23 protein-coding genes are annotated in these 26,313 nt (G+C 70.4%); 8 read left to right on the forward strand and 15 right to left on the reverse strand.

The features are described from left to right. Nucleotides 1-97: 97 nt before the first annotated feature. Both rarD and ACZ6CV_RS08665 read left to right on the forward strand, forming a co-directional pair. On the forward strand, nt 98-1,090 hold the full coding sequence (gene rarD / locus ACZ6CV_RS08660) for an EamA family transporter RarD (RefSeq protein ID WP_469250132.1): 993 nt from the start codon (nt 98-100) through the stop codon (nt 1,088-1,090). Nucleotides 1,091-1,164: 74 nt separating this feature from the next. Further along, nucleotides 1,165-1,617: a VOC family protein gene (locus ACZ6CV_RS08665; RefSeq protein ID WP_469250133.1), complete on the forward strand. Its 453-nt coding sequence runs from the start codon at nt 1,165-1,167 to the stop codon at nt 1,615-1,617. Between the two features lie 20 nt (nt 1,618-1,637). On the opposite strand, the gene ACZ6CV_RS08670 is transcribed toward ACZ6CV_RS08665, so the two are convergent. Beyond that, nucleotides 1,638-1,973, reverse strand: coding sequence for a hypothetical protein (locus tag ACZ6CV_RS08670; RefSeq protein WP_469250134.1), 336 nt, complete (start codon nt 1,971-1,973; stop codon nt 1,638-1,640). Between the two features lie 35 nt (nt 1,974-2,008). After that, nucleotides 2,009-2,275 carry a DUF7848 domain-containing protein gene (locus ACZ6CV_RS08675; protein WP_469250135.1) on the reverse strand — a complete coding sequence of 89 codons (267 nt, stop codon included), beginning with the start codon at nt 2,273-2,275 and terminating at the stop codon, nt 2,009-2,011. Between the two features lie 376 nt (nt 2,276-2,651). Between ACZ6CV_RS08675 and ACZ6CV_RS08680 the strand changes: the two genes are divergently transcribed. The 3 genes from ACZ6CV_RS08680 to ACZ6CV_RS08690 all read left to right on the forward strand — a co-directional run bounded on the left by ACZ6CV_RS08680 (nt 2,652) and on the right by ACZ6CV_RS08690 (nt 4,469). Next, nucleotides 2,652-3,479, forward strand: a complete 828-nt coding sequence (locus tag ACZ6CV_RS08680) for a helix-turn-helix domain-containing protein (RefSeq protein ID WP_469250136.1) — start codon at nt 2,652-2,654, stop codon at nt 3,477-3,479. Further along, entirely contained in the window at nt 3,476-3,685 is a 210-nt protein-coding gene (locus ACZ6CV_RS08685) for a DUF397 domain-containing protein (RefSeq protein WP_469250137.1), read from the forward strand. The genes ACZ6CV_RS08680 and ACZ6CV_RS08685 overlap by 4 nt, the downstream gene beginning before the upstream one ends. A gap of 187 nt (nt 3,686-3,872) precedes the next feature. Then, a complete protein-coding gene (locus tag ACZ6CV_RS08690) occupies nt 3,873-4,469 on the forward strand; it encodes a flavodoxin family protein (RefSeq protein WP_469250138.1) in 597 nt (198 codons plus the stop codon). Between the two features lie 43 nt (nt 4,470-4,512). Here the strand turns inward: ACZ6CV_RS08690 and ACZ6CV_RS08695 are convergent, their stop codons facing one another. The 4 genes from ACZ6CV_RS08695 to ACZ6CV_RS08710 form a co-directional block, all read right to left on the reverse strand. Then, the gene (locus tag ACZ6CV_RS08695; protein WP_469250139.1) at nt 4,513-5,409 is read right to left on the reverse strand and encodes an ABC transporter permease; all 897 of its coding nucleotides are present in this window, start codon (nt 5,407-5,409) and stop codon (nt 4,513-4,515) included. Then, nucleotides 5,396-6,415 carry an ABC transporter ATP-binding protein gene (locus tag ACZ6CV_RS08700; RefSeq protein WP_469250140.1) on the reverse strand — a complete coding sequence of 340 codons (1,020 nt, stop codon included), beginning with the start codon at nt 6,413-6,415 and terminating at the stop codon, nt 5,396-5,398. The genes ACZ6CV_RS08695 and ACZ6CV_RS08700 overlap by 14 nt, the downstream gene beginning before the upstream one ends. A 139-nt stretch (nt 6,416-6,554) precedes the next feature. Then, nucleotides 6,555-7,829 carry a LolA family protein gene (locus ACZ6CV_RS08705; RefSeq protein ID WP_469250141.1) on the reverse strand — a complete coding sequence of 425 codons (1,275 nt, stop codon included), beginning with the start codon at nt 7,827-7,829 and terminating at the stop codon, nt 6,555-6,557. 293 nt (nt 7,830-8,122) lie between these two features. Then, nucleotides 8,123-9,133 carry a polyprenyl synthetase family protein gene (locus tag ACZ6CV_RS08710; RefSeq protein WP_469250142.1) on the reverse strand — a complete coding sequence of 337 codons (1,011 nt, stop codon included), beginning with the start codon at nt 9,131-9,133 and terminating at the stop codon, nt 8,123-8,125. Nucleotides 9,134-9,525: 392 nt separating this feature from the next. Between ACZ6CV_RS08710 and ACZ6CV_RS08715 the strand changes: the two genes are divergently transcribed. After that, complete coding sequence (locus ACZ6CV_RS08715; protein WP_469250143.1) at nt 9,526-11,040, forward strand: peptide MFS transporter; 1,515 nt, start codon at nt 9,526-9,528, stop codon at nt 11,038-11,040. A gap of 74 nt (nt 11,041-11,114) precedes the next feature. Continuing rightward, complete coding sequence (locus ACZ6CV_RS08720; protein ID WP_469250144.1) at nt 11,115-13,103, forward strand: CocE/NonD family hydrolase; 1,989 nt, start codon at nt 11,115-11,117, stop codon at nt 13,101-13,103. An 18-nt stretch (nt 13,104-13,121) separates the two neighbouring features. On the opposite strand, the gene ACZ6CV_RS08725 is transcribed toward ACZ6CV_RS08720, so the two are convergent. Continuing rightward, a complete protein-coding gene (locus tag ACZ6CV_RS08725) occupies nt 13,122-13,934 on the reverse strand; it encodes an HAD family hydrolase (RefSeq protein WP_469250145.1) in 813 nt (270 codons plus the stop codon). A gap of 289 nt (nt 13,935-14,223) precedes the next feature. Between ACZ6CV_RS08725 and fahA the strand changes: the two genes are divergently transcribed. Continuing rightward, nucleotides 14,224-15,537 (forward strand): fumarylacetoacetase, encoded by a 1,314-nt coding sequence (gene fahA / locus ACZ6CV_RS08730; protein ID WP_469250146.1) that lies wholly within the window; start codon nt 14,224-14,226, stop codon nt 15,535-15,537. Between the two features lie 51 nt (nt 15,538-15,588). Here fahA and recQ read toward each other — a convergent pair whose 3' ends face one another. From recQ to nuoH, 8 genes are all read right to left on the reverse strand, one after another. After that, entirely contained in the window at nt 15,589-17,697 is a 2,109-nt protein-coding gene (gene recQ, locus ACZ6CV_RS08735) for a DNA helicase RecQ (protein WP_469250315.1), read from the reverse strand. Between the two features lie 281 nt (nt 17,698-17,978). Continuing rightward, nucleotides 17,979-19,628, reverse strand: a complete 1,650-nt coding sequence (gene nuoN / locus ACZ6CV_RS08740) for an NADH-quinone oxidoreductase subunit NuoN (protein ID WP_362363282.1) — start codon at nt 19,626-19,628, stop codon at nt 17,979-17,981. Further along, nucleotides 19,625-21,196 (reverse strand): NADH-quinone oxidoreductase subunit M, encoded by a 1,572-nt coding sequence (locus ACZ6CV_RS08745; RefSeq protein ID WP_469250147.1) that lies wholly within the window; start codon nt 21,194-21,196, stop codon nt 19,625-19,627. The genes nuoN and ACZ6CV_RS08745 overlap by 4 nt, the downstream gene beginning before the upstream one ends. Nucleotides 21,197-21,201: 5 nt before the next feature. Further along, the gene (nuoL, locus tag ACZ6CV_RS08750) at nt 21,202-23,148 is read right to left on the reverse strand and encodes an NADH-quinone oxidoreductase subunit L (protein ID WP_469250148.1); all 1,947 of its coding nucleotides are present in this window, start codon (nt 23,146-23,148) and stop codon (nt 21,202-21,204) included. Between the two features lie 10 nt (nt 23,149-23,158). Then, nucleotides 23,159-23,458 carry an NADH-quinone oxidoreductase subunit NuoK gene (nuoK, locus tag ACZ6CV_RS08755; RefSeq protein WP_003974374.1) on the reverse strand — a complete coding sequence of 100 codons (300 nt, stop codon included), beginning with the start codon at nt 23,456-23,458 and terminating at the stop codon, nt 23,159-23,161. Continuing rightward, nucleotides 23,455-24,309 (reverse strand): NADH-quinone oxidoreductase subunit J, encoded by an 855-nt coding sequence (locus ACZ6CV_RS08760; protein WP_362363273.1) that lies wholly within the window; start codon nt 24,307-24,309, stop codon nt 23,455-23,457. Before ACZ6CV_RS08760 ends, nuoK begins: the two co-directional genes overlap by 4 nt. Further along, the gene (gene nuoI / locus ACZ6CV_RS08765; RefSeq protein ID WP_469250149.1) at nt 24,306-24,965 is read right to left on the reverse strand and encodes an NADH-quinone oxidoreductase subunit NuoI; all 660 of its coding nucleotides are present in this window, start codon (nt 24,963-24,965) and stop codon (nt 24,306-24,308) included. Before nuoI ends, ACZ6CV_RS08760 begins: the two co-directional genes overlap by 4 nt. Beyond that, the gene (gene nuoH / locus ACZ6CV_RS08770; protein ID WP_362365086.1) at nt 24,958-26,295 is read right to left on the reverse strand and encodes an NADH-quinone oxidoreductase subunit NuoH; all 1,338 of its coding nucleotides are present in this window, start codon (nt 26,293-26,295) and stop codon (nt 24,958-24,960) included. Before nuoH ends, nuoI begins: the two co-directional genes overlap by 8 nt. Nucleotides 26,296-26,313 lie beyond the last annotated feature (18 nt).

Raw genomic sequence — 26,313 nt, forward strand, 5'->3', positions numbered from 1 at the left:
GTCATGAGCGTCTCCGGGGAACAGGCATGACAGGTCCCGGCCACCGGCGCTACCTTCGGGGGAGCAGCATGGGGCTGCCGTGCACCTTGGAGGGGCCGTGGAGAGCTCAGCAGCCGAGAAGTCGGGGAACGAGCAGCGCGTCGGACTGCTGAACGGCTTCGCCGCCTACGGGCTGTGGGGCCTCGTCCCCCTCTTCTGGCCGCTCCTCAAGCCGGCCGGCGCCGTCGAGATCCTCGCGCACCGGATGGTCTGGTCCCTCGTCGTGGTCGGCGTCGCGCTGCTGTTCGTACGGCGCTGGGACTGGGCCCGCGAGCTGCTGCGGCAGCCGCGCCGGCTCGGCCTGGTCGCGGTCGCCGCGGCGGTCATCACCGTCAACTGGGGCGTCTACATCTGGTCGGTGAACTCCGGGCACGTCGTCGAGGCCTCCCTCGGCTACTTCATCAACCCGCTGGTCACCATCGCCATGGGCGTCCTGCTCCTCGGCGAGCGGCTGCGTCCCGTGCAGTGGGCGGCGGTCGGCATCGGGGCCGCGGCCGTCCTCGTGCTCGCGTTCGGGTACGGCAGGCCGCCGTGGATCTCGCTCACCCTCGCCTTCTCCTTCGCCACGTACGGCCTGGTCAAGAAGAAGGTCAACCTCGGCGGCCTGGAGTCGCTCGCCGCGGAGACCGCCGTGCAGTTCCTGCCCGCCCTCGGCTATCTGGTGTGGCTCACCACGCAGGGCGACATCGTCTTCGGCACCCGCGGCGCCGGCCACGCGGCGCTGCTCGCGGCCACCGGCGTGGTGACCGCCGCTCCCCTGGTCTGCTTCGGGGCTGCGGCGATCCGGGTGCCGCTGTCCACGCTGGGGCTGCTGCAGTACCTCGCGCCGGTCTTCCAGTTCGGGCTCGGGATCCTCTACTTCCACGAGGCGATGCCGCCCGAGCGGTGGGCGGGCTTCGGCCTGGTGTGGCTGGCGCTCACGCTGCTGACCTGGGACGCGCTGCGCACGGCACGGCGGAACGCGGCGCGGCTCGCGGCGGCACGGGAGGCGGCCGCGAAGGCGCCCGCGGCGGCGCCCGCGGTCGGGGAGGCGCAGGAGCCGGTGGTCTGAGCGGGCCGGGCTCTTTCGTTCAGTCCGGGCCGAATCCGCACCTCCGCACCGGGTAACCGCTATAACTGGTTACCATGACCGCCCTGCACTGGAAGCTCGTCGTCGACGCCGCCGATCCGCACGCCCAAGCCGCCTTCTGGGCCGAGACGTTGGGGTACGAGGTCGAGGACAACAGCATGCTCATCGAGCGCCTCTTGGCCGTCGGCGCGGCGCCGGAGGACGCGACCGTCGAGTTCCGCGGCCGCCGCGCCTGGCGCGACCTCATCGCAGTCCGGCACCCCGACGACCCGTACGACGAGCAGAGCGGCACGGGGCTCGGCCGCCGCATCCTCTTCCAGCGCGTCCCGGAACCCAAGACCGGCAAGAACCGGCTGCACCTCGACGTACACAGCGCACCGGGCCACCGCGAGGACGAGGTGGCCCGTCTCGGCACGCTGGGCGCGGCGGTGCAGCGGCACGTCAAGGAGCCCGGCGGCGAGTGGGTGATCATGACGGACCCTGAGGGGAACGAGTTCTGCGTCCACTGAGGCGGGGACGCGGGCCGGCTTCAGCGCGCCGAGCTGAGGCAAAGCCCCTTCCTGCACGCCTCGCAGAGCGGCATCGCCGGGTTCAGCGCAGCGCGCCACGCTCGTCCACGGCGTTTTGGGGAGCTCAGGAACACCTCGAGTGGCGCGGAGCCATAGCTGATATTGAACGTCTCCAGTTGGTAGGACCAGGACCCGTCACAGCAGCCGAACCGGAAATTGATCTGCCATTGCAGCCACTGGCCGGGAGCGAGACGGATGGCAGGCGGGCGCCGGTTCCGTCGGGGCATGCCAAGCATGGTCACTTCCAGCGGGTCCACCCGCAGCAGACCGTCGGCCTCGCGGCTGAACGACAGCATCCATGGGCCCGATCATCGGGCATGACGCGCGTCGGTCATGCGCGCTCACCCGGAACCATGATCCAGGGGCGTTCGATGATCTCGGCGAAGCTGGTGTGTGCGGGGTTGTCGCGGACGTGCTCGAACACCCACGTCTGCGGATCGGTGGCGTCTTCGCTGCGGCTCGACTCGGCGCCGCACTCGGTGTCGTCTTCCATGAGGGTCAGGCAGCGAAGCCCGTAGGTGGTCGGGGGCGCGTCGTCGTCCAGATCAGGCCGGAACGTCTTGGTGACGAACCCGAAACGGCGTACCGCGGCGCTCACAGGCACTCACCCCGACTCCGGGCGTTGGCATGCGCGGTACCGGCGGCAAGTCGTTGTTGCTGACTCGCCGGCCGCACGTCGACGGGGTCGGTTCGCCACTCCTTGCCCCCGCGCACCGGACGCAGGAACCAGAACCCGGCCCACTCTCCGCAGAACACCCCGAGCCTGTCCAACCTGGTGTCCAGCACGAGTGCGTACAGGGCCGGCGGGGCGGGCGGGGCGGGCGGGGGCGGGGCTTCCTGCCGCTCCGCTGAAGCGTCACTGCCGGGCACGGCCACTCCTCTCCGTAGCGCTTTCACTACCTTGCGTTCAGCGTGGCCACCGATTGGGAACCCTTCAACTTGTCAGGCGTGAACGAAAGGTTGGTGAACCACCTTTGAACCGCAAGGAGTTGGACCCGGGCAGCTCACCCCAGGCCGCCTTCGGCGCGCGTCTGCGCAGCTCACGGGAGGAACGAGAGTGGACGCAGGACGAGCTTGCCGACCGGATGGGGTACTCCAGTACGCACATTTCCGCGGTCGAAACTGGTCGCAAACTTCCAACTCTGCGTCTCGCGCGAAGTGCGGACAACGCGTTCGGCGGAGGCGACCGGTTCGAACGCGCCTTCCGGAAGGTGCGGAACGCGGGCCTTCTTGAGGGGTTCCCGCAGTTCGTCGAGCATGAGGCGCAGGCCGCCGAGATCCGGCTCTACGAGGTGGGCGTGATCCCTGGTCTGCTGCAGACACCGGAGTACGCAGCGGTACTCGCGCAGAGCGCCGTCAAACGTCGTGCGATCACGGACGAGCAAGCAGAGGAACGCGTCACCCTGATCGCCGAGCGCCAAGCAACGCTCGACCGCACACCCTCACCCCTGGTGTTCGTCGTGCTCGACGAAAGCTGCCTCAGGCGCCCGATCGGCGAACCCGCCGTGATGAACGCCCAGTTGGACAGGCTGACGGAGTTCGCCGACCTTCCCAACACCGTGCTCCAGGTCGCCCCGTTCGACATGGGCGCCCGCCGTCCGTTCAACCTGCCCGTGACCGTCCTCACACTGCCGGATCGCTCCCTGATGTCCTACGCGGAGTCGGCGCAGCGGGGTCATCTGGAACGGGAAAGTACGTTCGTACTGCCCATACTGACGGCCTACCATCAGCTACAGGCAGAATCCCGCTCCCAGGCGGAGACGGTGGCCATGATCACCACGTTACGAAAGGGCACCCAGTGACGACCGAAGACCCGCAGTGGTTCACGTCCTCGTACAGCGACAACGGCGGCCAGTGCATCGAGGTCGCCACGAACCTTGCCGCGTCGCGCGGCGTGGTCCCCGTCCGTGACTCCAAGAACCCGGCCGGCCCGGTCCTGGACCTCCCCGCCGACTCGTTCGCTTCCTTCGTGGCGGGCGTCAAGGTGGGGACGTTCGGGGCCGCCTGACAAGCCGGTCCGCCCCGCCCTTTCAAGACTGCCCCACCGTGCCCGGCATGGTGGGGCATTGCTGTGGGGCCACCCTGGACGCAAGTGGTTGCGCGTGCATATAGTGCATGTGCAAGCACTTGCCCGTACGTGGGCGCTCACCTGTCTACGTACGTCCACGCACGTCCGCGTTCCCAGGGGGGATCCCATGACCCGCTCGTTCCTCTTCGTCCTCGGCAGTGCCCGGCCGGAGGGCAACACCGAGATCCTGGCCCGCGAGGCCGCCGAGCAGCTGGCCCCGGACGTCGAGCAGCGCTGGCTGGACCTCGCCGATCTGTCGCTGCCCGACTTCGAGGACCGGCGGCACGGGGGCGAGGGGCCGCGGGAGCGGGCGCGGCCCGTCGGCACCGATGAGGCGGTCCTCCTGGACGCCACGCTCGGCGCGACGGACATCGTCATCGCGTCGCCGCTGTACTGGTACTCGCTCTCGGCCACCGTCAAGCGCTACCTCGACTACTGGGACGCCTGGCTGGAGACGCCGGAGATCTCCTTCAAGGAGACCCTCGCGGGCCGCACCCTGTGGGGCGTCACCGCGCTCGCGCACCGCGAGGAGGTGGTGGCGGAGCCGCTCATCGGCACGCTGCGCAACACGGCCGCGTTCTTCCCGATGCGCTTCGGCGGCGTCCTGCTCGGCAACGGCACCCGGCCGGGCCAGGTCTTGGAGGACACCGAGGCCATGGCGCGCGCCAAGACGTTCTTCGCGCGGGAGGCGCCGGTCGCCCGCTTCCCGTACGACGAGGCGTAGTTCCCGTACGACGGGGCGTGGGCCGGTCGTACGGTCCCGGCGGCTACGCCATGATGTCCTTCGCCCCGAACCGCGCCCACGCCGCCGAGCCGAACACCGCCGCGTACAACCCCTGCATCTGCAGGTTCTTGACGATGTCGGTCCAGTAGACCGGCTCGCGCATCAGGTCGGCGAAGGACAGCCAGTAGTGCGAGAAGAAGTACGGGTGCAGGCCGTGCAGCTGCGGGATCTGGTCGAGGATCTGCACCGTGATCAGCAGGCCGACCGTCGTCGCCATCGCCGCGATGCCGCTGCTGGTGAGCGTCGAGACGAACAGGCCGAGCGCCGCCACACCGACCAGTGACACGGCGACGACGAGCGCGATCAGCAGGGCCCGCACCAGCCCTTCGCCGAAGCCCATCCGGGTGCCCGAGATCGTGGTGACCTCGCCCAGCGGGAAGAGCAGCGCGCCGGTCGCGAGCGCGGAGACGGCCACGACCAGGGTCGCGACCAGGCAGAACGTCAGCGTGGTCGCGTACTTGACGAGGAGCAGCCGAGTCCGACCCGCGGGCGCGACCAGGAGATAGCGCAGGGTGCCCGCGCTCGCCTCGCCCGCGACCGCGTCACCGGCGACGACGCCGATCGCCATCGGCAGGAAGAACGGCAGCGTCGCGGCGAGCGCGGTGAAGACCAGGAACAGGCCGTTGTTGGTGATCTGTGCGATGAAGGCGGGCCCGCCCCCGTCACCGCCCCCGCCGATCGTGGAGCCGTCGCTGGTCTCGATCTTGACGGCGATGCCGACGAGGACCGGCACGGCGGCGAGCACCGCGAGCAGCGCGAGGGTCCGCCAGCGGCGGAAGGTGATGGTGAGCTCGCTGCGGAAGAGGCCGAGGGTCCAGATCCGCCGCGGCCCCCGTACGCCGCCCTGCCCGGCCGGTTGCGCCACGTCAGCCCGCGACATCGAAGCCCTCCCCCGTCAGCGCCACGAACGCGTCCTCCAGCGAGGCCCGTTCGAGCCCGAAGCCGCGGACGCGGACGCCCGCCCCGACCAGCGCGGCGTTCAGGTCGGCCAGGTCCACGGCCTGACTGTCCGCGTCCCCTGCGTCCCCCGCACCCGCACCGCCCGCGTCGCCCGCGCCCCGGCCCGGCGGTTCGCCCGTCACCCGGTCCTCCGTCACCACGAGATCCGTCACGCCCTGCTCCTTGAGGACACGGGCGGCGTCGCCCGTGTCCGGTGTCGTCACGACGAGCCGGCCGCGCGCTCCCGCCGCGAGGTCGGCGACCGGGCCCTGGGTGATCAGCCGGCCCCGGGTCATCACGGCCACGTGCGTGCAGACCTGCTCGATCTCGTCGAGCAGGTGCGAGGAGAGGCAGACCGTCGTACCCTCCGCCGCCAACTCCCGTACCAGGGTGCGGATCTCACGCATGCCCTGCGGGTCGAGGCCGTTCGTCGGCTCGTCCAGGACGAGCAGCCTGCGCGGCTGGAGCAGCGCCGCGGCGAGGCCGAGCCGCTGCTTCATGCCGAGGGAGTACGCCTTCGCCTTCTTGCCGGCGGCCGCGGTGAGCCCGACCCGGTCGAGGGCCGCCTCGGCCCGCGCCCGCCGGGTGCGCGGGTCGGCGTCCGGGTCCGCGGAGTCGTACCGCAGCAGGTTGTCGCGGCCGGAGAGGAAGCCGTAGAGGGCGGGGCCCTCGATCAGCGCGCCCACGTGCGGGAGCACGGTGCGGGTGGCGCGCGGCATGGGGTGGCCGAGGACCTGCGCGTGGCCGGAGGTCGGCGCGATGAGGCCCATCAGCATGCGGATCGTGGTCGTCTTGCCCGAGCCGTTCGGCCCGAGGAAGCCGAAGACGCTGCCCTGTGGGACGGCGAGGTCGAGCCGGTCGACGGCGAGGTGCTTTCCGTAGCGCTTGGTGAGCGCGTGCGTCTCGATGACGTTCACCGCCGTCGAACCGCCGCTGCTGCCCGGCACGTTGCCCGCCCTCCGTCGTTCCCACGAGTCGTTCCACGCCTCGTCCCACGAGTCACCCCACGAGTCGTCCCACGAGACGGATGGAAGGTGCCGCGCCGGCACCTTCCATCCGCCGTACCCCTGAGTCGTCCGGCGCCCGCTAGTGCGCCGCGTCGGCCGCCTTCACCAGCGCGTCCTTGGTGACCGCGCCGACGTACACCGTGCCGTCGTCGGTGATCAGGGCGTTGACCAGGCGGGTCGAGAAGATCGTGCCCGAGCCGAAGTGGCCCTCGACCTGGTCGCCCAGCGAGTCGAGCAGCTTCTGCGCGTCCTGCGGGACGTCGCCCGAACCGGCCTTCGGCAGGCCCTTGCCGCCCGGCAGCTTCAGCTCCGCGATGGAGCCCCAGCCCTTGCCGATGACGTTCATGCCGTTGAGGTCGCCCTCGCCGAACTCCTTGCCGCCCGTGCCGCCCTTGCCGGCCTTCTCCTTGAAGTCGCGGCCCTGCGCGGCGTGCTCGTCGGCCTCGGTGACCTTCGCGCCCTTGGGCGGCGTGAAGTCGAACGTGGACGCGGACGGCTTGCCGAAGTCGACCTTCGTGAAGCCCGCGTCGACGACGGCCGCGCCGCCGGAGGCCGGGGTGAGGGTGAACTTGAGCGGCGTGCCGGTCTTCTCGTCCACCGCGACGGTGATCCGGCCGACCGTCGAACCGGCCTGCTTCGGCTTGATCACCAGGCGGTACGCGTCCCGGCCCGCGACCTGCGCGGTGCCGTCGACCGTCACGGACGTAGTGCCGTCGGCCGCCTTCAGGGCCTGTTCGGCGAACTCCTTGGGCGTGGCCGGCATCCCCTCGGGGACGTCCCGGCCGCCCTTGCCGTGCCGCTCGGCGGCGCCACCCTTGCCCGCCCCCTTCGCGTGGTACGCCTCGTTCGACGCACTGTCGTACGCCCACATGTCGTCACCGTTGTGGATCACGCTGTACTCGGCGGCGTCCTCCAGGACGGAGACCTTCTGCCGGTCGGGGCCGTCGGCCGCCACCCGCAGCGTGTGGGTGCCGGACGCCAGCTCCATGAGCTTGCCCTTGGGGTCGGCGGCGGAGCCCTTGCCCTCGCCGTCCTCGCCCCGGTCCGCCCCGCCGCCACCGCCGCCGAAGCCGCCCGCCATGCCGCCGATCGACGGCAGGCCGAGGTCGGTGCTGATCTTGACGTTGCCGGACAGCTGCTGCGTGTCCGACGCGGCGATCTTCTCGATGAGTTCCTGTGCGGTGACCTTCGGCAGGTCCGGGTCGCCCGAGGTGGCCAGGGCCGGTACGAGCCCGATCGTCGCCGCGGCCACCCCCGCCACAGCGATCGGGACCGCGTAGCGGGCCGCCTTGCGGCGGCCGACGCGCAGGTCCGCGGCCTCGCTGGTGTCCTTCTCCGGTTCGTACGGTGCCATTGTCTGCCTTACCTCCGTGGTCGGCGGCGGCCTTCCCTGTACGTGCCTACGTCCACCCCGTGCCGCCATTCTCACCCGAACAGGTCAGGAGTGGGGGTTCTCTGTGGACTCCATCCGACCAAATCGGGCGCCGAGAAGCGTCAGACCCCGGGAGCAACTCCACGTACTGCTCTGGGATGACACGGGGCGGCGTTCTCTCCCCCCGTCCCGTAGGGGGCCGGGAGGAGGAGCGCAAAAGAAGACGGCCATGTGACACGAGTCACATGGCCGCGGCGTCCGCACTGCGGGACAAATCAGCCCGCCCGGTGCACCACCAGGTCGCAGAGCTCGATCAGGGACGCCTTCGCGTCGCCCTCCGGCAGCGGACCCAGCGCGGCCCGCGCGCTCTCCGCGTAGGAGACGGTGTCCCGGCGGGCGTGCTCCAGGGCGGGGTGCTCGCGCAGCCGGGAGAGCGCCTCGGCGTGCCGGGCGTCGTCCGTGAGGTCGGAGTCGAGCAGCTCGCACAGGGCGATGTCCTCGGCGAGCCCGAGCCGCGCCGCCCGCTCGCGCAGCCGCAGCACGGGCAGCGTGGGGATGCCCTCGCGCAGGTCGGTGCCCGGCGTCTTGCCCGACTCGTGCGAGTCGGAGGCGATGTCCAGGACGTCGTCGGCGAGCTGGAAGGCGACACCGAGCCGCTCGCCGTACTGCGTCAGGACGTTGACCGCGGACTCGTCGGCGCCCGACATCATCGCGCCGAACCGGCAGGCCACGGCGACCAGCGAGCCGGTCTTGCCGCGCAGCACGTCGAGGTAGTGGTCGACCGGGTCGCGCCCCTCGGCGGGCCCCGCGGTCTCCAGGATCTGGCCGGTGACCAGCCGTTCGAAGGCCTCGGCCTGGATCCGGACGGCCTCCGGGCCGAGGTCGGCCAGGATGTACGAGGCACGGGCGAAGAGGAAGTCGCCGGTCAGCACGGCGACGGAGTTGCCCCAGCGCTGGTTGGCGCTCTCGACCCCGCGGCGCACCTCGGCGTCGTCCATCACGTCGTCGTGGTACAGCGTCGCGAGGTGCGTCAGCTCGACGACCACGGCGGAGGGGACGATGCCCGGCGCGTCCGGGTCGCCGAACTGGGCGGCGAGCATCACGAGCAGCGGACGGAAACGCTTGCCCCCGGCGCGGACGAGGTGCTGGGCGGCCTCGGTGATGAAGGGGACCTCGCTCTTGGTGGCTTCGAGCAGTCCCTCCTCGACGGCCGCCAACCCGACCTGGACATCGGCTTCGAGAGCCTGGTCCCGCACGCTCAGCCCGAAAGGCCCGACGACGGTCACGAGAGGTTCTCCTGTCTGCTGACGATCACATGGCCAACTCGGTCGATCATTGGATCTCCGTCGATGACACGGGTTTGTCGATGTGTCGCTGCCATCACTCAAGTCAGCGTATCCGGTCGACTTTCGATCACGGCGAGCACCTGCCCGCCCGTCGCTCGCCACCGCCCTGGTCGGCGCGGCGCGCGAGACCTGCCGACCGCTCGGGCGGACCAGGCCGCGCGGCGGACGAGGCTCACCGGTATGTTCTTGATCAGCCCATAAGACGTGATCGACCCATAAGGCGTGATCGACCCATAAGACCGAGAAGACCGTCCTGTACCCACGGAAACCGTAACGACCGGGAGAAGACCGTCCTGTAACCACAGGAACCGTAACGACCGGGAGAAGCCCTTTTGTCCCGCACCACGGCCGCGCACGAGCCGCCCGCCGAGCCGGAAGGCGAGCCACCGCCGGGCGACGACCACGCCTTCCTCGGGCAGCCCCGCGGCCTGCTCACCCTGTCGGGCCTGGAGGTCTGGGAGCGGTTCTCGTTCCTCGGCATGCAGGCCATCCTGGTCCTCTACTTCGCCGACTCCGTCGCCCACGACGGGATGGGGATGGACGCCGGGACGGCCGCGTCGGTCTCGGCCGCCTACGGCACGCTGGTCTATCTGGTCTCCGTGGCCGGCGGCTGGCTCGCCGACCGTATCCTCGGCTCCTACCGTGCGGTCCTCTGGGGCGGCATCCTCATCGCCTGCGGCCACTACTCGATGGCCGTGCCGACGGCGACGATGACCTGGGTGGGCCTCGGCCTGATCAGCGCCGGCACCGGCCTGCTCAAGCCGAACGTCGCCTCGATGGTCGGCAAGCTCTACCGCACCGACGACGACCGCCGCGACGCCGGCTTCGCGCTCTACTACATGGGCATCAACATCGGCGCCTTCGCCGGCCCGCTGATCACCGGCTGGCTCGGCGACCACAAGGGCTGGCACTGGGGCTTCTCGGCCGCCGCGATCGGCATGACGTTCGGCCTGGTCCAGTACGTGCTCGGCCGCCGGCACCTCGCCGGGCGCAAGGCCTCCGCCGAGTTCGCGCTGCCGCGGGAGGCGATGCGCCGCGCGGTCGTCCTGATCGTCGTCGGCCTGGTCGTGTTCGCCGCCCTCGCGGGGCTGCTCGCCGGGGTCGGCTGGCTGACCATGGACCGCTTCGTCGACCTGCTCACCCTCGTCTCGGTGATCGCCCCGGTCGTCTACTTCGCGGTGATGTTCCGCAGCCCGCGCGTGAGCGCCGAGGAGCGCGGGCGCCTGAAGCCGTACGTGGTGCTCTTCCTCGCCTCGGTCGTCTTCAACTTCATCCTCTTCCAGGCCTACTCGACGATGATCCTGCTGGCCTCGACCAACGCCGAGACCTCGATCTTCGGCTACCACTTTCCTGCCAGCTGGTACGCCTCCGCGCTCGGCGCCTTCGAGGTCGCCCTCGCGCCCGTCGTCGCCGCGGTCTGGGCCCGGATGGGCCACCGCCAGCCGCACGCCTCCAACAAGATCGCGTTCGGCGTGATCCTGGGCGGCCTGTCGTTCCTGCTGATGGTCCTGCCCACCTCGGGGCACGGCGACGACACGTACAAGATGGCGGTCTGGTGGATCGTCGGCTCGTACCTGCTCCTCGGCCTCGGCGACATCCTCGTGGAGACCTCGGGCATGTCGGCGACGACCAAGCTCGCCCCGAAGGCCTTCGCCAGCCAGACCATGGCCCTCTGGTTCCTCTCCCTCGCGCTGGCCAACGGCGTCCAGGCGCAGGTCGTGAAGGTGTACGGGGAGGTCTCCAACCCGGCGTACTTCGGCGTGAACGGCGGCATCGCCGTCCTCGCGGGCATCGCCGTGATCATCCTCGCGCCCTGGCTGCGCCGCACCATGCATCCCGTCCACTGAGACCACCCGACCCCGACCGACCACTGAGACCACCCGACCACCACCGGGACACCCCGTCCACCGAGGTTCCACTCATGCAGATCCGAGACTCCTTCCCGTACGAGACGACCCGCGAGGACATCCACGTGCCCCTCGCCGACGGGACCAGGCTCTACGCGCGCGTGTGGCGCCCGGTCACCGACGAACCCGTCCCCGTGCTCCTCGAATACCTGCCCTACCGCCTCAGCGACTGGACGGCGCCGCGCGACTGGCAGCGCCACCCCTGGTACGCGGGCCACGGCTACGCCTCCGTCCGCGTCGACGTGCGCGGGCACGGCAACAGCGAGGGGCTGCCCACCGACGAGTACTCCGCGCAGGAGCTCGCCGACGGCGTCGAGGTGGTGAACTGGCTGGCCGCGCAGGAGTGGTCGAGCGGCAAGGTCGGCATGTTCGGCATCTCCTGGGGCGGCTTCAACTCCCTGCAGCTCGCGGCGCTCGCCCCCGAGCCGCTCAAGGCGGTCGTCACGGTCTGCTCGGCGGACGACCGCTACGACAACGACGTGCACTACATGGGCGGCTCCGTGCTCGCCGTCGACATGCACGCGTGGGCGGCGACCATGCTCGCGTTCGTCTCGCGGCCGCCGGACCCGTACTTCGTCGGCGACGCGTGGCGCGACATGTGGCTCACCCGCCTGGAGGCCGTCGAGCCCTTCATCCACACCTGGCTGGACCACCAGACCCGCGACGACTACTGGCGGCACGGCAGCGTCTGCGAGGACTACTCCGCGATCGGCGCGGCGGTCCTCGCGGTGGGCGGCTGGCACGACCCGTACCGCGACACGGTGCTCCGCCTGGTGGAGCATCTCCCGGGCGACGTACGGGGGTTGATCGGCCCCTGGTCGCACCAGTACCCGGACCGCGGCCTGCCGCCCGGACCCGCGATCGGCTTCCTCCAGGAGACCCTGCGCTGGTGGGACCAGCACCTCAAGGGCGTCGACACCGGGGTGATGGCCGAGCCGAAGCTGCGCTCCTGGATCAGCGACTCGCACCCGCCGGCCACGGTCTACCCGGAGCTGAGCGGCGGCTGGGTGGGCGACCCGTCCTGGCCCTCCCCGAACGTCACCCCCGTCGCGTACGCCCTCCAGGGCACCCCGGTCGTCGTCGACTCCCCGCAGCACACCGGCCTGGACGCGGGCCGCTACTTCCCCTTCGGCAACGACGCGGACCTGCCGCCCGACCAGCGAGACGAGGACGCGAAGTCGGCGTGCTTCGAGTTCGAGGTCCCCGCACAGGTACGGGTCCTCGGGCGCCCCAAGGTGACGCTGCGGCTGCGCATGGACGTGCCGTACGGGCAGGCGATCGCCCGCGTCTGCGACGTCGCGCCGGACGGCTCCTCCACCCTCGTCACCCGGGGCGTGCTCAACCTCTCGTCCCGGGGCGGCCGGGACCGCGCCGACGCCTGGCCGCTCGGCGCCACCGAGGACGTGACCTTCCAGCTCAACGGCATCGGCCACACCTTCCCGCCGGGCCACCGCATCCGGCTCGCGGTCTCCTCCGCGTACTGGCCGTGGATCTGGCCGCAGGCCGACTCGGTGGGCTTCACGCTCGACCCGGTGGGCAGCACGCTGGAACTGCCGGTGCGCGAGGGCGACCTGGACCCGACGATCACCTTCGAGCCGGCCGAGCAGTCGGCGCCGCTCGGCGTCGTGTACCCGGCCACCCTGGACGAGCAACGGCCCGAACGCCTGGTGGTACGGGACGTCGCCAAGGGCGAGTGGCGCCTGGAGGTCGACCCGCGCTACGGCGGCACGCGCGTGTACCCGGACGGCCTCGAATTCACCGAGGACGCCGTGGAGACGTACACGATCCAGGAGGACGACCCGCTCAGCGCCCGCACCCGCTCGGACTGGCGGATCCGGCTGCACCGGCCCGAACTGGGCTGGGACGTCACGGTCGAGACCCGCTCGGAGATCACCTGCGACGCGGCGGACTTCATCACCGCGAACGAGGTGGTGTGCCGGGACGGCGGCGAGGTCGTCTTCCACCGGACCTGGGAGAAGCGGATCCGGCGGACGGCGGGCTAGGGCGGGCCTGGGCCCGCCCTAGGTCTGGCCCAGGAGGCGTTCGAGGACGACGGCCACGCCGTCGTCCTCGTTCGAGAGGGCCAACTCGTCGGACACCGCCTTCAGTTCACCGTGGGCGTTGGCCATGGCCACCCCGTGCGCCGCCCACAGGAACATGGGGATGTCATTCGGCATGTCCCCGAAGGCGAGGGTGTCCGCGGCCGTCAGACCGAGCCGTTCAGCGGCAAGCGCGAGCCCGGTCGCCTTGGTCACCCCGCACGGCTGGAGCTCCACCGTGCCGGGCCCCGACATGGTCACCGTGGCGAGCGAGTCGACCGCGTCCCGCGCCACGGCCGCCAACTCGTCGTCCGCCAGCGTCGGATGGCGCAGCAGCACCTTGCTGATGGGCTCCTCCCACAGCACGTCGCGGCGGGGCACCCGCACCGCGGGCAGGGTGGGGTGCGGCATCTCGTACCCCGGCTCGATGAGCGTGAGGCCGTCCACGCCGTCCTGGTCGACGGCCGCGTAGACCTCGCCGACCTCGGCCTCGATCTTCCCGAGCGCGGTCTCGCCGAGCTCACGGTCGAGCGTCACCGACCACACCATCCGGTCCGCCCCGGCGTCGTACAGCTGCGCCCCCTGCCCGCACACGGCCAGGCCGTCGTAGCCGAGCGCGTCGAAGAGGGGCCGCACCCGCGGCGCGGGCCTGCCGGTCACCACGAGGTGCCGGGCGCCCTGCTCCCCCACGGCGGCCAGCGCCCGCCGCGACCGGTCCGAGACCGTGTCGTCGCCGCGCAGCAGCGTCCCGTCCAGGTCAGTGGCGATGAGTGCATATGCGAGGGGAGCGGACATGATCCAGAGAATACGGATCCTGGGCCCGGCGGGAAGCTGCTTGGCAAGGTGCGTATACGGGCGGGTGAGACCGGACGGGACAGCGGGCCCGCCGGTTCACCGGAAAGTGGAAGATTAGATTCCGGCATGCCTCATTCCGACTACGCGGTACGCGCCGTCACGGTGTGCCGTCCGAATGGGCCGCCGCAGCAAGCCCATTCGGACATTGCGCACCCTTTGGACACTGCCGCAACAGGGGCCCGTCCACGTAACGTGTGGCACACCCCTATGGAAAGCGAGGCAGGTACGCATGTCCGAGCAGACCCCGCTCGACCCGGCCGCCGGTGACTCCACCGACCTCCCCCGAGGCGACTCCACCGGTCACCCCGAGGGCGATCCCTTCGGCCTGCCCGAGGGCGACCCCTTCGGTCCGCACAACCTTCCCTACGGCGTGTTCTCCCTGGCCGGCGAGGCGGACAACCGGCGCAGGGTCGGGGTACGGCTCGGCAGTCACGTCCTGGACGCCGGCGCCGCGGCCGCCGCGCTCGGCTCCCCCTACGTCTCGCTGCTCGCCCGGCCCACGCTCAACCCCCTGCTCTCCGCGGGCCGCCGCGCCTGGTCCGACGTACGGCGCGCGCTCACCGCGTGGGTGACGGTGCCCGCCCACCGCGAGGCCGTCCGCCCCCTGCTGCACCACCTCTCCGAGGTGACCCTGCACCTGCCCTTCGAGGTCGCGGACTACGTCGACTTCTACGCCTCCGAGCACCACGCCACCCACCTCGGACAGATCTTCCGGCCGGACGCACCGTCTCCGCTGACGCCCAACTGGAAGCACCTGCCCATCGGTTACCACGGCCGCTCCGGCACGGTCGTCGTCTCCGGGACCGACGTCGTCCGCCCGTCGGGCCAGCGCAAGGCGCCCGCCGACACGGCCCCCGTCTTCGGCCCCTCGGTCCGGCTCGACATCGAGGCGGAGGTCGGCTTCGTGGTCGGCGCCCCCTCGACGCACGGAACCCCCGTCCCCCTCGCGGACTTCCGCGAGCACGTCTTCGGGCTCACCCTCCTCAACGACTGGTCGGCGCGCGACATCCAGGCCTGGGAGTACGTGCCGCTCGGCCCGTTCCTCGGCAAGTCCTTCGCCACCTCGGTCTCCGCGTGGATCACCCCCCTCGAGGCGCTGGACGCGGCGCGGATCGCCCCTCCGGAGCGCACCCACCCCCTCCTGCCCTACCTGGACGACTCCGCGGAGTCCGCGGCCGACGAGCCCGGCGGCTACGACCTGCGCATCACGGTCACCCTCAACGGCAAGGTCATCTCCGAGCCGCCCTTCTCCACCGTGTACTGGACGGCAGCGCAGCAGCTCGCCCACATGACGGTCAACGGCGCCTCCCTGCGCACGGGGGACCTCTACGGCTCGGGCACGGTCAGCGGCCCCGAGGCCGGCCAGTACGGCTCCCTGATCGAGATCACCTGGAACGGCCGCGACCCCCTCGAACTCCCCGACGGCAAGCGGACGTTCCTCGAGGACGGCGACGAGGTCACCCTCTCGGCCTGGGCCCCCGGCCCGCACGGCACGAGGGTGGGCCTCGGCGAGGTGACGGGACGGGTCGTGGCGGCCCGCTAGCGGGAGGAGGCGGCGGCACGGCGGGTGCCCGAGCCACTGCCCCTCCGGCGCTCACCAGTCGGGCTCCTCCATGTCCCAGTCCAAGCCCCCGTCGTCCACCGGGGCCTGGGCGGGGACGGGAGCGGGAGCGGCGGCGGCAGCTGCGGCAGCAGCAGTGAGGTCGGGGCGGGCCGGGGTCGAGGTCGGAGGCGGGGGCGGGGTCGAAGCCGAGGTGGCGGACTCGTCCGTGGTGCCCGGCGCCGCGTCACCCCCGGCGCCCGATGCCGGCCCCGCCGGCCCCGTCCCCGCCAGCTCCGCCACGACCCCGACCACGCCCTCGCCGTACGTCGCCCGCTTCTTCTCGCCCACGCCGCTGATGCCCGCCAGGTCCGCCACGGACGTGGGCCGCAGCGTCGCGATCTCGCGCAGCGTCGCGTCGTGGAAGATCACGTACGCCGGGACGCCCTGCTCCTTCGCCTGCGCCGCGCGCCAGGCCCGCAGCGCCTCGAAGAGCGGCACCGCGTCCTGGGGCAGCTCGGCGACCGCCGCCGCCGACTTCGCCTTGCGCTCCCCCTTCGAGGCACGCGCCGCCGAAGCCCGCTTCGGCTCCTTGCGCAGCCGCACCTCACGCTCCCGCGCCAGGACGGAACCGCTCTCCTCGGTGAGCACCAGCGTGCCGTACTCCCCCTCGACCGCGATCAGGCCCTGGGCCAGCAACTGCCGCACCACGCCCCGCCATTCGCCCTCCGCCAGCTCCTCGCCGATGCCGAAGACCGAGAGCTGGTCGTGGTCGAACTGGATGACCTTCGCGGTCTTCTTGCCGAGCAGGATGTCGATGATCTGGCCCGTGCCGAACTTCTGGCCCCGCTCGCGCTGCAGCCGCACCACCGTGGACAGCACCTTCTGCGCCGCCACCGTGCCGTCCCACGTCTCGGGCGGGGTGAGGCAGGTGTCGCAGTTCCCGCAGGTGTCCGGCGCCGTCGTCTCCTGGCCGAAGTAGGTCAGGAGCTGGGCGCGGCGGCACCGCGCGGTCTCGCACAGCGCCAGCATCGAGTCCAGGTGGGCGGCGGCCCGGCGGCGGAACGCCTCGTCCCCCTCGCCGCCCTGGATCAGCTTGCGCTGCTGGACGACGTCCTGCAGGCCGTACGCCATCCAGGCCGTCGAGGGCAGGCCGTCGCGGCCCGCGCGGCCCGTCTCCTGGTAGTACCCCTCGACGGACTTGGGCAGGTCGAGGTGGGCGACGAAGCGGACGTCCGGCTTGTCGATGCCCATGCCGAAGGCGATCGTCGCGCAGACCACGAGGCCTTCCTCGCGCAGGAAGCGGGACTGGTGGGTCGCGCGGGTGCCGGCGTCCAGGCCCGCGTGGTACGGGACCGCCTCGATGCCGTTCTTGCAGAGGAACTCGGCGGTCTTCTCCACGGAATTGCGCGACAGGCAGTACACGATGCCGGCGTCGCCCGCGTGCTCCTCCTTCAAGAAGGCGAGGAGCTGCTTCTTCGGCTCGGCCTTCGGCACGATGCGGTACTGGATGTTGGGCCGGTCGAAGCTCGCCACGAAGTGCTTGGCGTCCGGCATGCCGAGCCGCTCGGTGATCTCGCGGTGCGTGGCGTGGGTGGCCGTGGCCGTGAGGGCGATCCGCGGCACGTCGGGCCAGCGCTCGCCGAGGAGGGAGAGGGCCAGGTAGTCGGGGCGGAAGTCGTGGCCCCACTGGGCGACGCAGTGCGCCTCGTCGATGGCGAAGACGGAGATCTTGGCCCGCGAGAGGAGGTCCAGCGTGGCGTCCAGGCGCAGCCGCTCCGGCGCGAGGTAGAGCACGTCGAGCTCGCCCGCGAGGAACTCCGCCTCCATCACGCGCCGCTCGTCGAAGTCCTGCGTGGAGTTGATGAACCCGGCCCGCACACCGAGCGCCCGCAGCGCGTCCACCTGGTCCTGCATGAGCGCGATGAGCGGTGAGACCACGACGCCCGTGCCCGGCCTGACCAGGGCGGGGATCTGGTAGCAGAGGGACTTGCCGCCGCCGGTCGGCATCAGGACGACGGCGTCCCCACCGTCCACCACGTGGTCGATGACGGCTTCCTGCTCACCGCGGAACGCGTCGTACCCGAAGACGCGGTGGAGCGTGCGCAGCGCGTCGCTCTCCGTCACGGCACCGGTCGGCCCACCGCTCGCACCACCGGTCATGCCGTCGGCCGCACCGCCGGTCGTGCCGTCGGCCGCCACGTCCGACGCCGATACCGGCGCCGTCACCTCACTCATGCCTCTGGTCCCATCCATCGCCCTGTCCCCCGCCGTACGCGCCGCCTCAGCCACTGCCTCGACCACTGCCTCCACGATAGGGCTCCGCACCGACACCGCGGACAGTTATCCACAGGCCACCGCCCGGCACCCCTGCTGGGGATGCCGGGCGGCAACACATGTACGAAAAGGAACCGGGCTAAAGGAACCGCGCTAAAGGAACCGGGCTACCGGACGAAGACCCCCGCCTGATTCGCGAGGTCCAGGAAGTACTGCGGGGCCACACCCAGCACCAGCGTCACCGCGACGCCCACGCCGATCGCCGTCATCGTCAGCGGCGAGGGCACGGCGACCGTGGGGCCGTCCGCCTTCGGCTCGCTGAAGAACATCAGGACGATCACGCGGATGTAGAAGAACGCGGCGACCGCCGACGACAGCACACCGACCACGACGAGGCCGCCCGCGCCGCCCTCCGCCGCCGCCTTGAAGACCGCGAACTTCCCGGCGAAACCGGAGGTCAGCGGGATGCCGGCGAAGGCGAGCAGGAAGACCGCGAAGACCGCTGCGACCAGCGGGGACCGCCGGCCGAGCCCCGCCCACTTGGACAGGTGCGTGGCCTCGCCGCCCGCGTCCCGCACCAAGGTGACGACGGCGAAGGCGCCGATGGTCACGAAGGAGTAGGCGCCCAGGTAGAACAGGACCGAGGAGATGCCGTCCGGAGTGGTCGCGATCACACCGGCGAGGATGAAGCCGGCGTGCGCGACGGACGAGTACGCCAGGAGCCGCTTGATGTCGGTCTGGGTGATCGCGATGATCGCGCCGCCCAGCATCGTGATGATCGCGACGCCCCACATCACCGGCCGCCAGTCCCAGCGCAGGCCCGGCAGGACCACGTAGAGGAGCCGCAGGAGCGCGCCGAAGGCGGCCACCTTCGTCGCCGCCGCCATGAAGCCGGTGACCGGCGTCGGGGCGCCCTGGTACACGTCCGGGGTCCACATGTGGAACGGCACCGCGCCCACCTTGAAGAGCAGCCCCATCACCACCATCGCCACGCCGATCAGGAGCAGCGCGTCGTTGCCCATGGTGTCGGCGAGCGCCGGGTCCACGGTCTTGACGTTGCCCTCGACGACGTCCGCGACCGTCGCGTACGACACCGAGCCCGCGTACCCGTACAGGAGCGCGATGCCGAAGAGCGTGAACGCCGAGGCGAAGGCGCCGAGCAGGAAGTACTTGACGGCGGCTTCCTGCGACATCAGGCGCTTGCGGCGGGCGAGCGCGCAGAGCAGGTACAGCGGCAGGGAGAAGACCTCAAGGGCGATGAAGAGCGTCAGGAGGTCGTTGGCCGCCGGGAAGACGAGCATGCCGCCGATGGCGAAGAGCGCCAGCGGGAACACCTCGGTGGTGGCGAAGCCGGCCTTGGTGGCGGCCTGTTCGCTCTCGCTGCCCGGCACCGAGCCGGCCTGCGCGACGAAGGAGTCGACGCGGTTGCCGTGCGCCACCGGGTCGAGACGGCGCTCCGCGAAGGTGAAGATCGCGACGATGCCGGTGAGCAGGATCGTGCCCTGCAGGAAGAGCGCGGGGCCGTCGACCGCGATGGCGCCCATCGCGGCGACCTGCGCCTTGGTGGTGCCGAAGCCGCGGGCCGCGAGCCCGACGACCGCGGCGAACGCGGCGGCGAGCGCGACCACGGAGACGAACAGCTGGGCGTAGTAACGGGACTTGCGCGGGACGAAGGCCTCGATGAGCACTCCGATGACGGCCGCGCCGATGACGATCAACGTCGGCGACAGCTGTCCGTACTCGATGTTGGGTGCGTCGATCTTGTCGATGGGATCGGCCGCGGTTGTCCACAGGCTGTGGACGGCTGATGCGCTCACTTGGCCGCCTCCACCTCGGGCTTGGGGTCCTTCTTCTGGACGTCGGACATCGTGTGCTTGACCGCCGGGTTCACCAGGTCGGTGAGCGGCTTCGGGTAGACGCCGAGGCCGATCAGGAGCGCGATCAGCGGGGCGACGACGACCAGTTCACGCACCCGCAGGTCGGGCATGGCCGACACCTCGGCCTTGACCGGGCCCGTCATCGTCCGCTGGTACAGGACCAGCGTGTACAGCGCGGCGAGCACGATGCCGACGGTCGCGATGATCCCGACCACCGGGTAGCGCGCGAACGCGCCGACGAGGACCAGGAATTCGCTCACGAACGGCGCGAGTCCGGGCAGCGACAGGGTGGCGAGGCCGCCGATCAGGAAGGTGCCGGCGAGCACCGGGGCGACCTTCTGCACCCCGCCGTAGTCGGCGATGAGCCGCGAGCCGCGCCGCGAGATCAGGAAGCCGGCCACCAGCATCAGCGCGGCGGTGGAGATGCCGTGGTTGACCATGTAGAGCGTCGCGCCGGACTGGCCCTGCGAGGTCATCGCGAAGATGCCGAGGATGATGAACCCGAAGTGCGAGATCGACGCGTACGCCACCAGGCGCTTGATGTCGCGCTGGCCGACCGCGAGCAGCGCCCCGTAGATGATGCTGATCAGGGCGAGGACCAGGATGACCGGCGTCGCCCACTTGCTCGCCTCGGGGAAGAGGCCTAGGCAGAACCGCAGCATCGCGAACGTGCCGACCTTGTCGACGACGGCCGTGATCAGTACGGCGACCGGCGCGGTGGACTCGCCCATCGCGTTCGGCAGCCAGGTGTGCAGCGGCCACAGCGGCGCCTTCACCGCGAAGGCGAAGAAGAAGCCGAGGAAGAGCCACCGCTCGGTGCTGGTCGCCATGGTCAGCGTGCCGTTGGCACGGGCCTCGGTGATCTCCTGCAGCGAGAAGTTCCCGGCCACCACGTAGAGCCCGATCACCGCGGCCAGCATGATGAGGCCGCCGACGAGGTTGTAGAGGAGGAACTTCACGGCCGCGTACGAGCGTTGGGCCGAGGCGTTCTCGTCGGTGCCCGCGTGGGCGCGGTCCCCGAAGCCGCCGATGAGGAAGTACATCGGGATGAGCATGGCTTCGAAGAAGATGTAGAAGAGGAAGACGTCGGTGGCCTCGAACGAGATGATCACCATCGCCTCGACACCCAGGATCAGGGCGAAGAAGCCCTGGGTCGGGCGCCAGCGGGACGACTTCGTCTCCAGGGGGTCCGCGTCGTGCCAGCCCGCCAGGATGATGAAGGGGATCAGGAGCGCGGTGAGCGCGACGAGCGCGACGCCGATACCGTCGACCCCGAGCTCGTACCGCACCCCGAAGTCCTTGATCCAAGAGTGCGATTCGGTCAGTTGGTAGCGGTCGCCGTCCGGGTCGAACCGGACGAGCACGGCGACCGCGAGGCCGAGCGTGGCGAGCGAGACGAGCAGGGCGAGCCACTTGGCGGCGGACCGCCGGGCGGCCGGAACGGCTGCCGTGGCGATCGCGCCGACCGCGGGCAGGACCGCCGTCGCTGTCAGCAGGGGAAAGGACATCGGTATCAGACCGCCCTCATCAGCAGGGTCGCGGCGATGAGTACCGCAGCGCCGCCGAACATCGAGACCGCGTAGGAGCGGGCGTAGCCGTTCTGCAGTTTGCGCAGCCGGCCGGAGAGGCCGCCGACCGAAGCCGCCGTGCCGTTGACGACCCCGTCGACCAGGGTGTGGTCGACGTAGACCAGGGACCGCGTCAGGTGCTCGCCGCCGCGGACCAGGACGACGTGGTTGAAGTCGTCCTGGAGCAGGTCGCGGCGGGCGGCACGGGTGAGCAGCGAGCCGCGCGGGGCGGTGACCGGGACGGGCCGGCGTCCGTACTGGACGTAGGCGAGGGCGACGCCGATGACGAGGACCACCATGGTGGCGCCCGTGACCGTGGCCGCGCTCAGCGGCGAGTCGCCGTGGTCGTGCCCGGTGACCGGCTCCAGCCAGTGCAGGAAGCGGTCGCCGATGCTGAAGAACCCGCCCGCGAACACCGAGCCGAAGGCGAGCACGATCATCGGGATGGTCATGGACTTCGGGGACTCGTGCGGGTGCGGCTCGTCGTGCGCACCGCGGTGCTCCGCGGCGGGCTCGACGTCCGGCTGGTCCGGGGAGGCCGTCGCGCGGTTGCGCCACCGCTCCTCGCCGAAGAAGGTCAGGATCATCACGCGGGTCATGTAGTACGCGGTGACGGCCGCGCCCAGGAGCGCCGCCGAGCCGAGGATCCAGCCCTCCGTGCCGCCCTTGGCGAACGCGGCCTCGATGATCTTGTCCTTGGAGAAGAAGCCGGACAGCCCGGGGAAGCCGATGATCGCGAGGTAGCCGAGGCCGAAGGTCACGAAGGTGACCGGCATGTACTTCCTGAGGCCGCCGTACTTCCGCATGTCGACCTCGTCGTTCATGCCGTGCATGACCGAGCCGGCGCCGAGGAAGAGCCCGGCCTTGAAGAAGCCGTGCGTCACCAGGTGCATGATCGCGAAGACGTAGCCGACGGGGCCGAGGCCCGCGGCCAGGATCATGTAGCCGATCTGCGACATCGTCGACCCGGCGAGGGCCTTCTTGATGTCGTCCTTCGCGCAACCGACGATCGCACCGAAGAGGAGCGTGACCGCTCCGACGACGGTGACGACGAGCTGGGCGTCCGGCGCCGCGTTGAAGATCGCGCCGGAGCGGACGATCAGGTAGACACCGGCGGTCACCATCGTGGCCGCGTGGATCAGGGCCGAGACCGGGGTCGGGCCCTCCATCGCGTCACCGAGCCAGGACTGCAGCGGCACCTGCGCGGACTTGCCGCACGCGGCGAGCAGCAGCATCAGGCCGATGGCGGTGAGCTTGCCCTCGCCGGTGTCACCGGTGGCGTCCAGGACAGGCCCGAAGGCGAACGTCCCGAAGGTGGTGAACATCAGCATGATGGCGATCGACAGGCCCACATCGCCGACCCGGTTGACCAGGAAGGCCTTCTTCGCCGCGGTGGCCGCGCTGGGCTTGTGCTGCCAGAAGCCGATCAGGAGGTACGAGGCGAGGCCGACGCCCTCCCACCCGACGTACAGGAGCAGGTAGTTGTCGGCGAGGACCAGCAGGAGCATCGCCGCGAGGAACAGGTTCAGATAGCCGAAGAAGCGGCGGCGCCGCTCGTCGTGCTCCATGTACCCGATGGAGTAGACGTGGATCAGGGTGCCCACTCCGGAGATCAGCAGGACGAACGTCATCGACAGCTGGTCGAGCTGGAAGGCGACGTCCGCCTGGAACCCCTCGACGGGGACCCAGCTGAACAAGTGCTGGGACAGCGAGCGCTCCTCGGCGCCCTTGCCCAGCATGTCGGTGAACAGCACGGCTGCGACGACGAAGGAGGCAGCCGCGAGGAGCGTGCCGAGCCAGTGGCCCACGCGGTCCAACGCCCGCCCGCCGCACAGCAGTACGGCCGCTCCGAGCAGTGGCGCCGCGACGAGCAGCGCAATCAGGTTCTCCACTTTCAGCCCCTTACAGCTTCATCAGGCTGGCGTCGTCGACCGAGGCCGAGTGGCGGGAACGGAACAGCGACACGATGATCGCGAGCCCGACCACGACCTCCGCGGCGGCGACGACCATCGTGAAGAACGCGATGATCTGGCCGTCGAGATTGCCGTGCATCCGGGAGAAGGCGACGAACGCGAGGTTGCAGGCGTTGAGCATGAGCTCGATGCACATGAACACCACGATCGCGTTCCGCCTGATGAGCACGCCGGTCGCACCGATCGTGAACAACAGGGCGGCGAGATAGAGGTAGTTGACGGGGTTCACTTCGACGCCTCCTCGGTCCGCCCGGCCTCGGGACGCCCGGCGTCGGACCGCCGCAGGTCGGGCCGCTCAAGCCGGTCGGTGGAGCGCTGTTCGAGCGCCCGCAGGTCGTCCAGCGCCTCGTTCGACACGTCGCGGATCTGGCCGCGCTCGCGCAGCGTCTTGTTGACGGTGAGCTCCGACGGGGTGCCGTCGGGGAGCAGGCCCGCGATGTCCACGGCGTTGTGCCGTGCGTACACACCCGGGGCGGGCAGCGGCGGCAGGTGCTTGCCCGCGCGCACGCGCTCCTCGGACCGCTCGCGCTGGGTCTTGGCGCGCTCCGTGCGCTCGCGGTGGGTGAGCACCATCGCGCCGACCGTCGCCGTGATGAGCAGGGCGCCGGTGATCTCGAAGGCGAAGACGTACTTGGTGAAGATGAGCTGGGCGAGACCCTCCACGTTGCCACCGGAGTTCGCCTTGCCGAGGCCGTTGAACTCCTTCATCGAGGCGTTGCCGATGCCCGCGAAGAGCAGCACCGCGAAGCCGAGGCCGCAGAGCAGGGCCAGCCAGCGCTGGCCCTTGATGGTCTCGGTGAGGGAGTCCGCCGCGGTGACGCCGACGAGCATGACGACGAAGAGGAAGAGCATCATGATCGCGCCGGTGTAGACCACGATCTGCACGATGCCCAGGAAGTACGCGCCGTTGGCCAGGTAGAACACCGCGAGGATGATCATGGTCCCGGCCAGGCAGAGCGCGCTGTGCACGGCCTTCTTCATGAGGATGGTGCACAGGGCGCCGATCACCGCGACCGTGCCGAGCACCCAGAACTGGAAGGCCTCGCCGGTGGAGGTGGAGTAGGCGGCGAGCTGCGTCATCGGCCGATCACCTGCTCCGACGCCGGCTCGCTGTCGCCGAAGTCCGAGGCGGCCTCCTGCGGCGTCTCCCCCTTGGAGACGGCGACCTGGGGCACCGTGCCCGGCGCGGCCTCGGTCACCAGGCCGCGGTAGTAGTCCTGCTCGTCCGTGCCGGGGAAGATCGAGTGCGGGCTGTCGACCATGCCCTCCTCCAGGCCGGCGAGCAGCTGCTCCTTCGTGTAGATGAGGTTCGCGCGGCTGGTGTCGGCCAGCTCGAACTCGTTCGTCATCGTCAACGCGCGCGTGGGGCACGCCTCGATGCACAGTCCGCACAGGATGCAGCGGGCGTAGTTGATCTGGTAGACGCGGCCGTACCGCTCGCCGGGCGAGTACCTCTCCTCGTCCGTGTTGTCCGCGCCCTCCACGTAGATGGCGTCCGCGGGACAGGCCCAGGCGCAGAGCTCACAGCCGACGCACTTCTCCAGGCCGTCCGGATGGCGGTTCAGCTGGTGCCTGCCGTGGAAGCGGGGAGCGGTGGTCTTCTGCTGCTCCGGATACTGCTCGGTCAGCCGCTTCTTGAACATGGCCTTGAAGGTCACGCCGAAGCCCGCGACAGGGTTCTGGAACCCCTGGTTCGATTGGTTCGACTCGTGGGACTCCTGGTTCGACTCAGCCATCGGACGCCTCCTTTCCCTCACTTCGGGTTCCGTCACTTTGAGTATCCGTCCCACCACTGACAATCAACTCCCGCTCCTGGCGCGAGCGTCGGCGCGGCACGGGTGGCAGGCTCTGGCCGGGCATCGGCGGCACGGGGAATCCGCCCGCCATCGGGTCGAACGCGGCCGGCTGGTCCTCTTCGGCGGCGGCTTCCTTCTCGCGCTTGTCGCGGAAGATGTCCACGACCACGGAGAGCAGCAGGAGTGCGATGACGCCGCCGCCCACATAGAGCGCGATCGAGGTGAATTCGTAGTCCTCGTTCCGCATCGCCCTGACGGTGGCCACGAGCATCAGCCAGACGACCGAGACCGGGATCAGGACCTTCCAGCCGAGCTTCATCAGCTGGTCGTAGCGGACGCGGGGCAGCGAGCCGCGCAGCCAGATGAAGAAGAACAGCAGCAGCTGGACCTTGACGATGAACCAGAGCATCGGCCACCAGCCGTGGTTCGCGCCCTCCCAGAAGGTGCTGACCGGGTACGGGGCCCGCCAGCCACCGAGGAAGAGCGTGGCCGAGACCGCCGAGACGGTGACCATGTTGACGTACTCGGCGAGCATGAACATCGCGAACTTGATGGAGGAGTACTCGGTGTTGAAGCCACCGACGAGGTCGCCCTCGGACTCCGGCATGTCGAACGGCGCTCGGTTGGTCTCGCCGACCATCGTGATGATGTAGATGATGAACGAGACGGGCAGCAGCAGGATGTACCAGCGGTCCGCCTGCGCCTCCACGATCGCGGACGTCGACATCGACCCGGAGTAGAGGAAGACCGAGGCGAAGGCCGCGCCCATCGCGATCTCGTACGAGATCATCTGCGCGCAGGAGCGCAGGCCGCCCAGGAGCGGGTACGTCGATCCGGAGCTCCAGCCGGCGAGCACGATGCCGTAGATGCCGACGGAGGCGACCGCGAGGATGTAGAGCATCGCGATCGGCAGGTCGGTGAGCTGCATCGTGGTGCGGTGACCGAAGATCGACACCTCGTTGCCCGCGGGCCCGAAGGGGATCACGGCGATCGCCATGAAGGCCGGGATCGCGGCGACGACCGGCGCGAGGACGTAGACCACCTTGTCCGCGCGCTTGACGATCACGTCTTCCTTGAGCATCAGCTTGACGCCGTCCGCGAGGGACTGCAGCAGACCCCAGGGGCCGTTCCGGTTGGGGCCGATGCGCAGCTGCATCCAGGCCACGACCTTGCGCTCCCAGACGATGGCGAGCAGGACCGTCACCATCAGGAAGGCGAAGCAGAAGACCGCCTTGACGACGACCAGCCACCAGGGGTCGCGGCCGAACATGGACAGGTCCTCCGCCGC

Source organism: Streptomyces sp. NPDC041713, assembly GCF_055591085.1.

Bases quoted from the DNA above. Each gene is read 5' to 3' on its own strand.
- ACZ6CV_RS08665 (WP_469250133.1), top strand. From the start codon at position 1,165: ATGACCGCCCTGCACTGGAAGCTCGTCGTCGACGCCGCCGATCCGCAC.
- ACZ6CV_RS08670 (WP_469250134.1), bottom strand. From the start codon at position 1,973: ATGCTGTCGTTCAGCCGCGAGGCCGACGGTCTGCTGCGGGTGGACCCG.
- ACZ6CV_RS08690 (WP_469250138.1), top strand. From the start codon at position 3,873: ATGACCCGCTCGTTCCTCTTCGTCCTCGGCAGTGCCCGGCCGGAGGGC.
- ACZ6CV_RS08695 (WP_469250139.1), bottom strand. From the start codon at position 5,409: ATGTCGCGGGCTGACGTGGCGCAACCGGCCGGGCAGGGCGGCGTACGG.
- ACZ6CV_RS08705 (WP_469250141.1), bottom strand. From the start codon at position 7,829: ATGGCACCGTACGAACCGGAGAAGGACACCAGCGAGGCCGCGGACCTG.
- ACZ6CV_RS08720 (WP_469250144.1), top strand. From the start codon at position 11,115: ATGCAGATCCGAGACTCCTTCCCGTACGAGACGACCCGCGAGGACATC.
- ACZ6CV_RS08725 (WP_469250145.1), bottom strand. From the start codon at position 13,934: ATGTCCGCTCCCCTCGCATATGCACTCATCGCCACTGACCTGGACGGG.
- fahA (WP_469250146.1), top strand. From the start codon at position 14,224: ATGTCCGAGCAGACCCCGCTCGACCCGGCCGCCGGTGACTCCACCGAC.
- recQ (WP_469250315.1), bottom strand. From the start codon at position 17,697: ATGACCGGTGGTGCGAGCGGTGGGCCGACCGGTGCCGTGACGGAGAGC.
- ACZ6CV_RS08745 (WP_469250147.1), bottom strand. From the start codon at position 21,196: ATGTCCTTTCCCCTGCTGACAGCGACGGCGGTCCTGCCCGCGGTCGGC.
- ACZ6CV_RS08760 (WP_362363273.1), bottom strand. From the start codon at position 24,309: ATGACGCAGCTCGCCGCCTACTCCACCTCCACCGGCGAGGCCTTCCAG.
- nuoI (WP_469250149.1), bottom strand. From the start codon at position 24,965: ATGGCTGAGTCGAACCAGGAGTCCCACGAGTCGAACCAATCGAACCAG.
- nuoH (WP_362365086.1), bottom strand. From the start codon at position 26,295: ATGTTCGGCCGCGACCCCTGGTGGCTGGTCGTCGTCAAGGCGGTCTTC.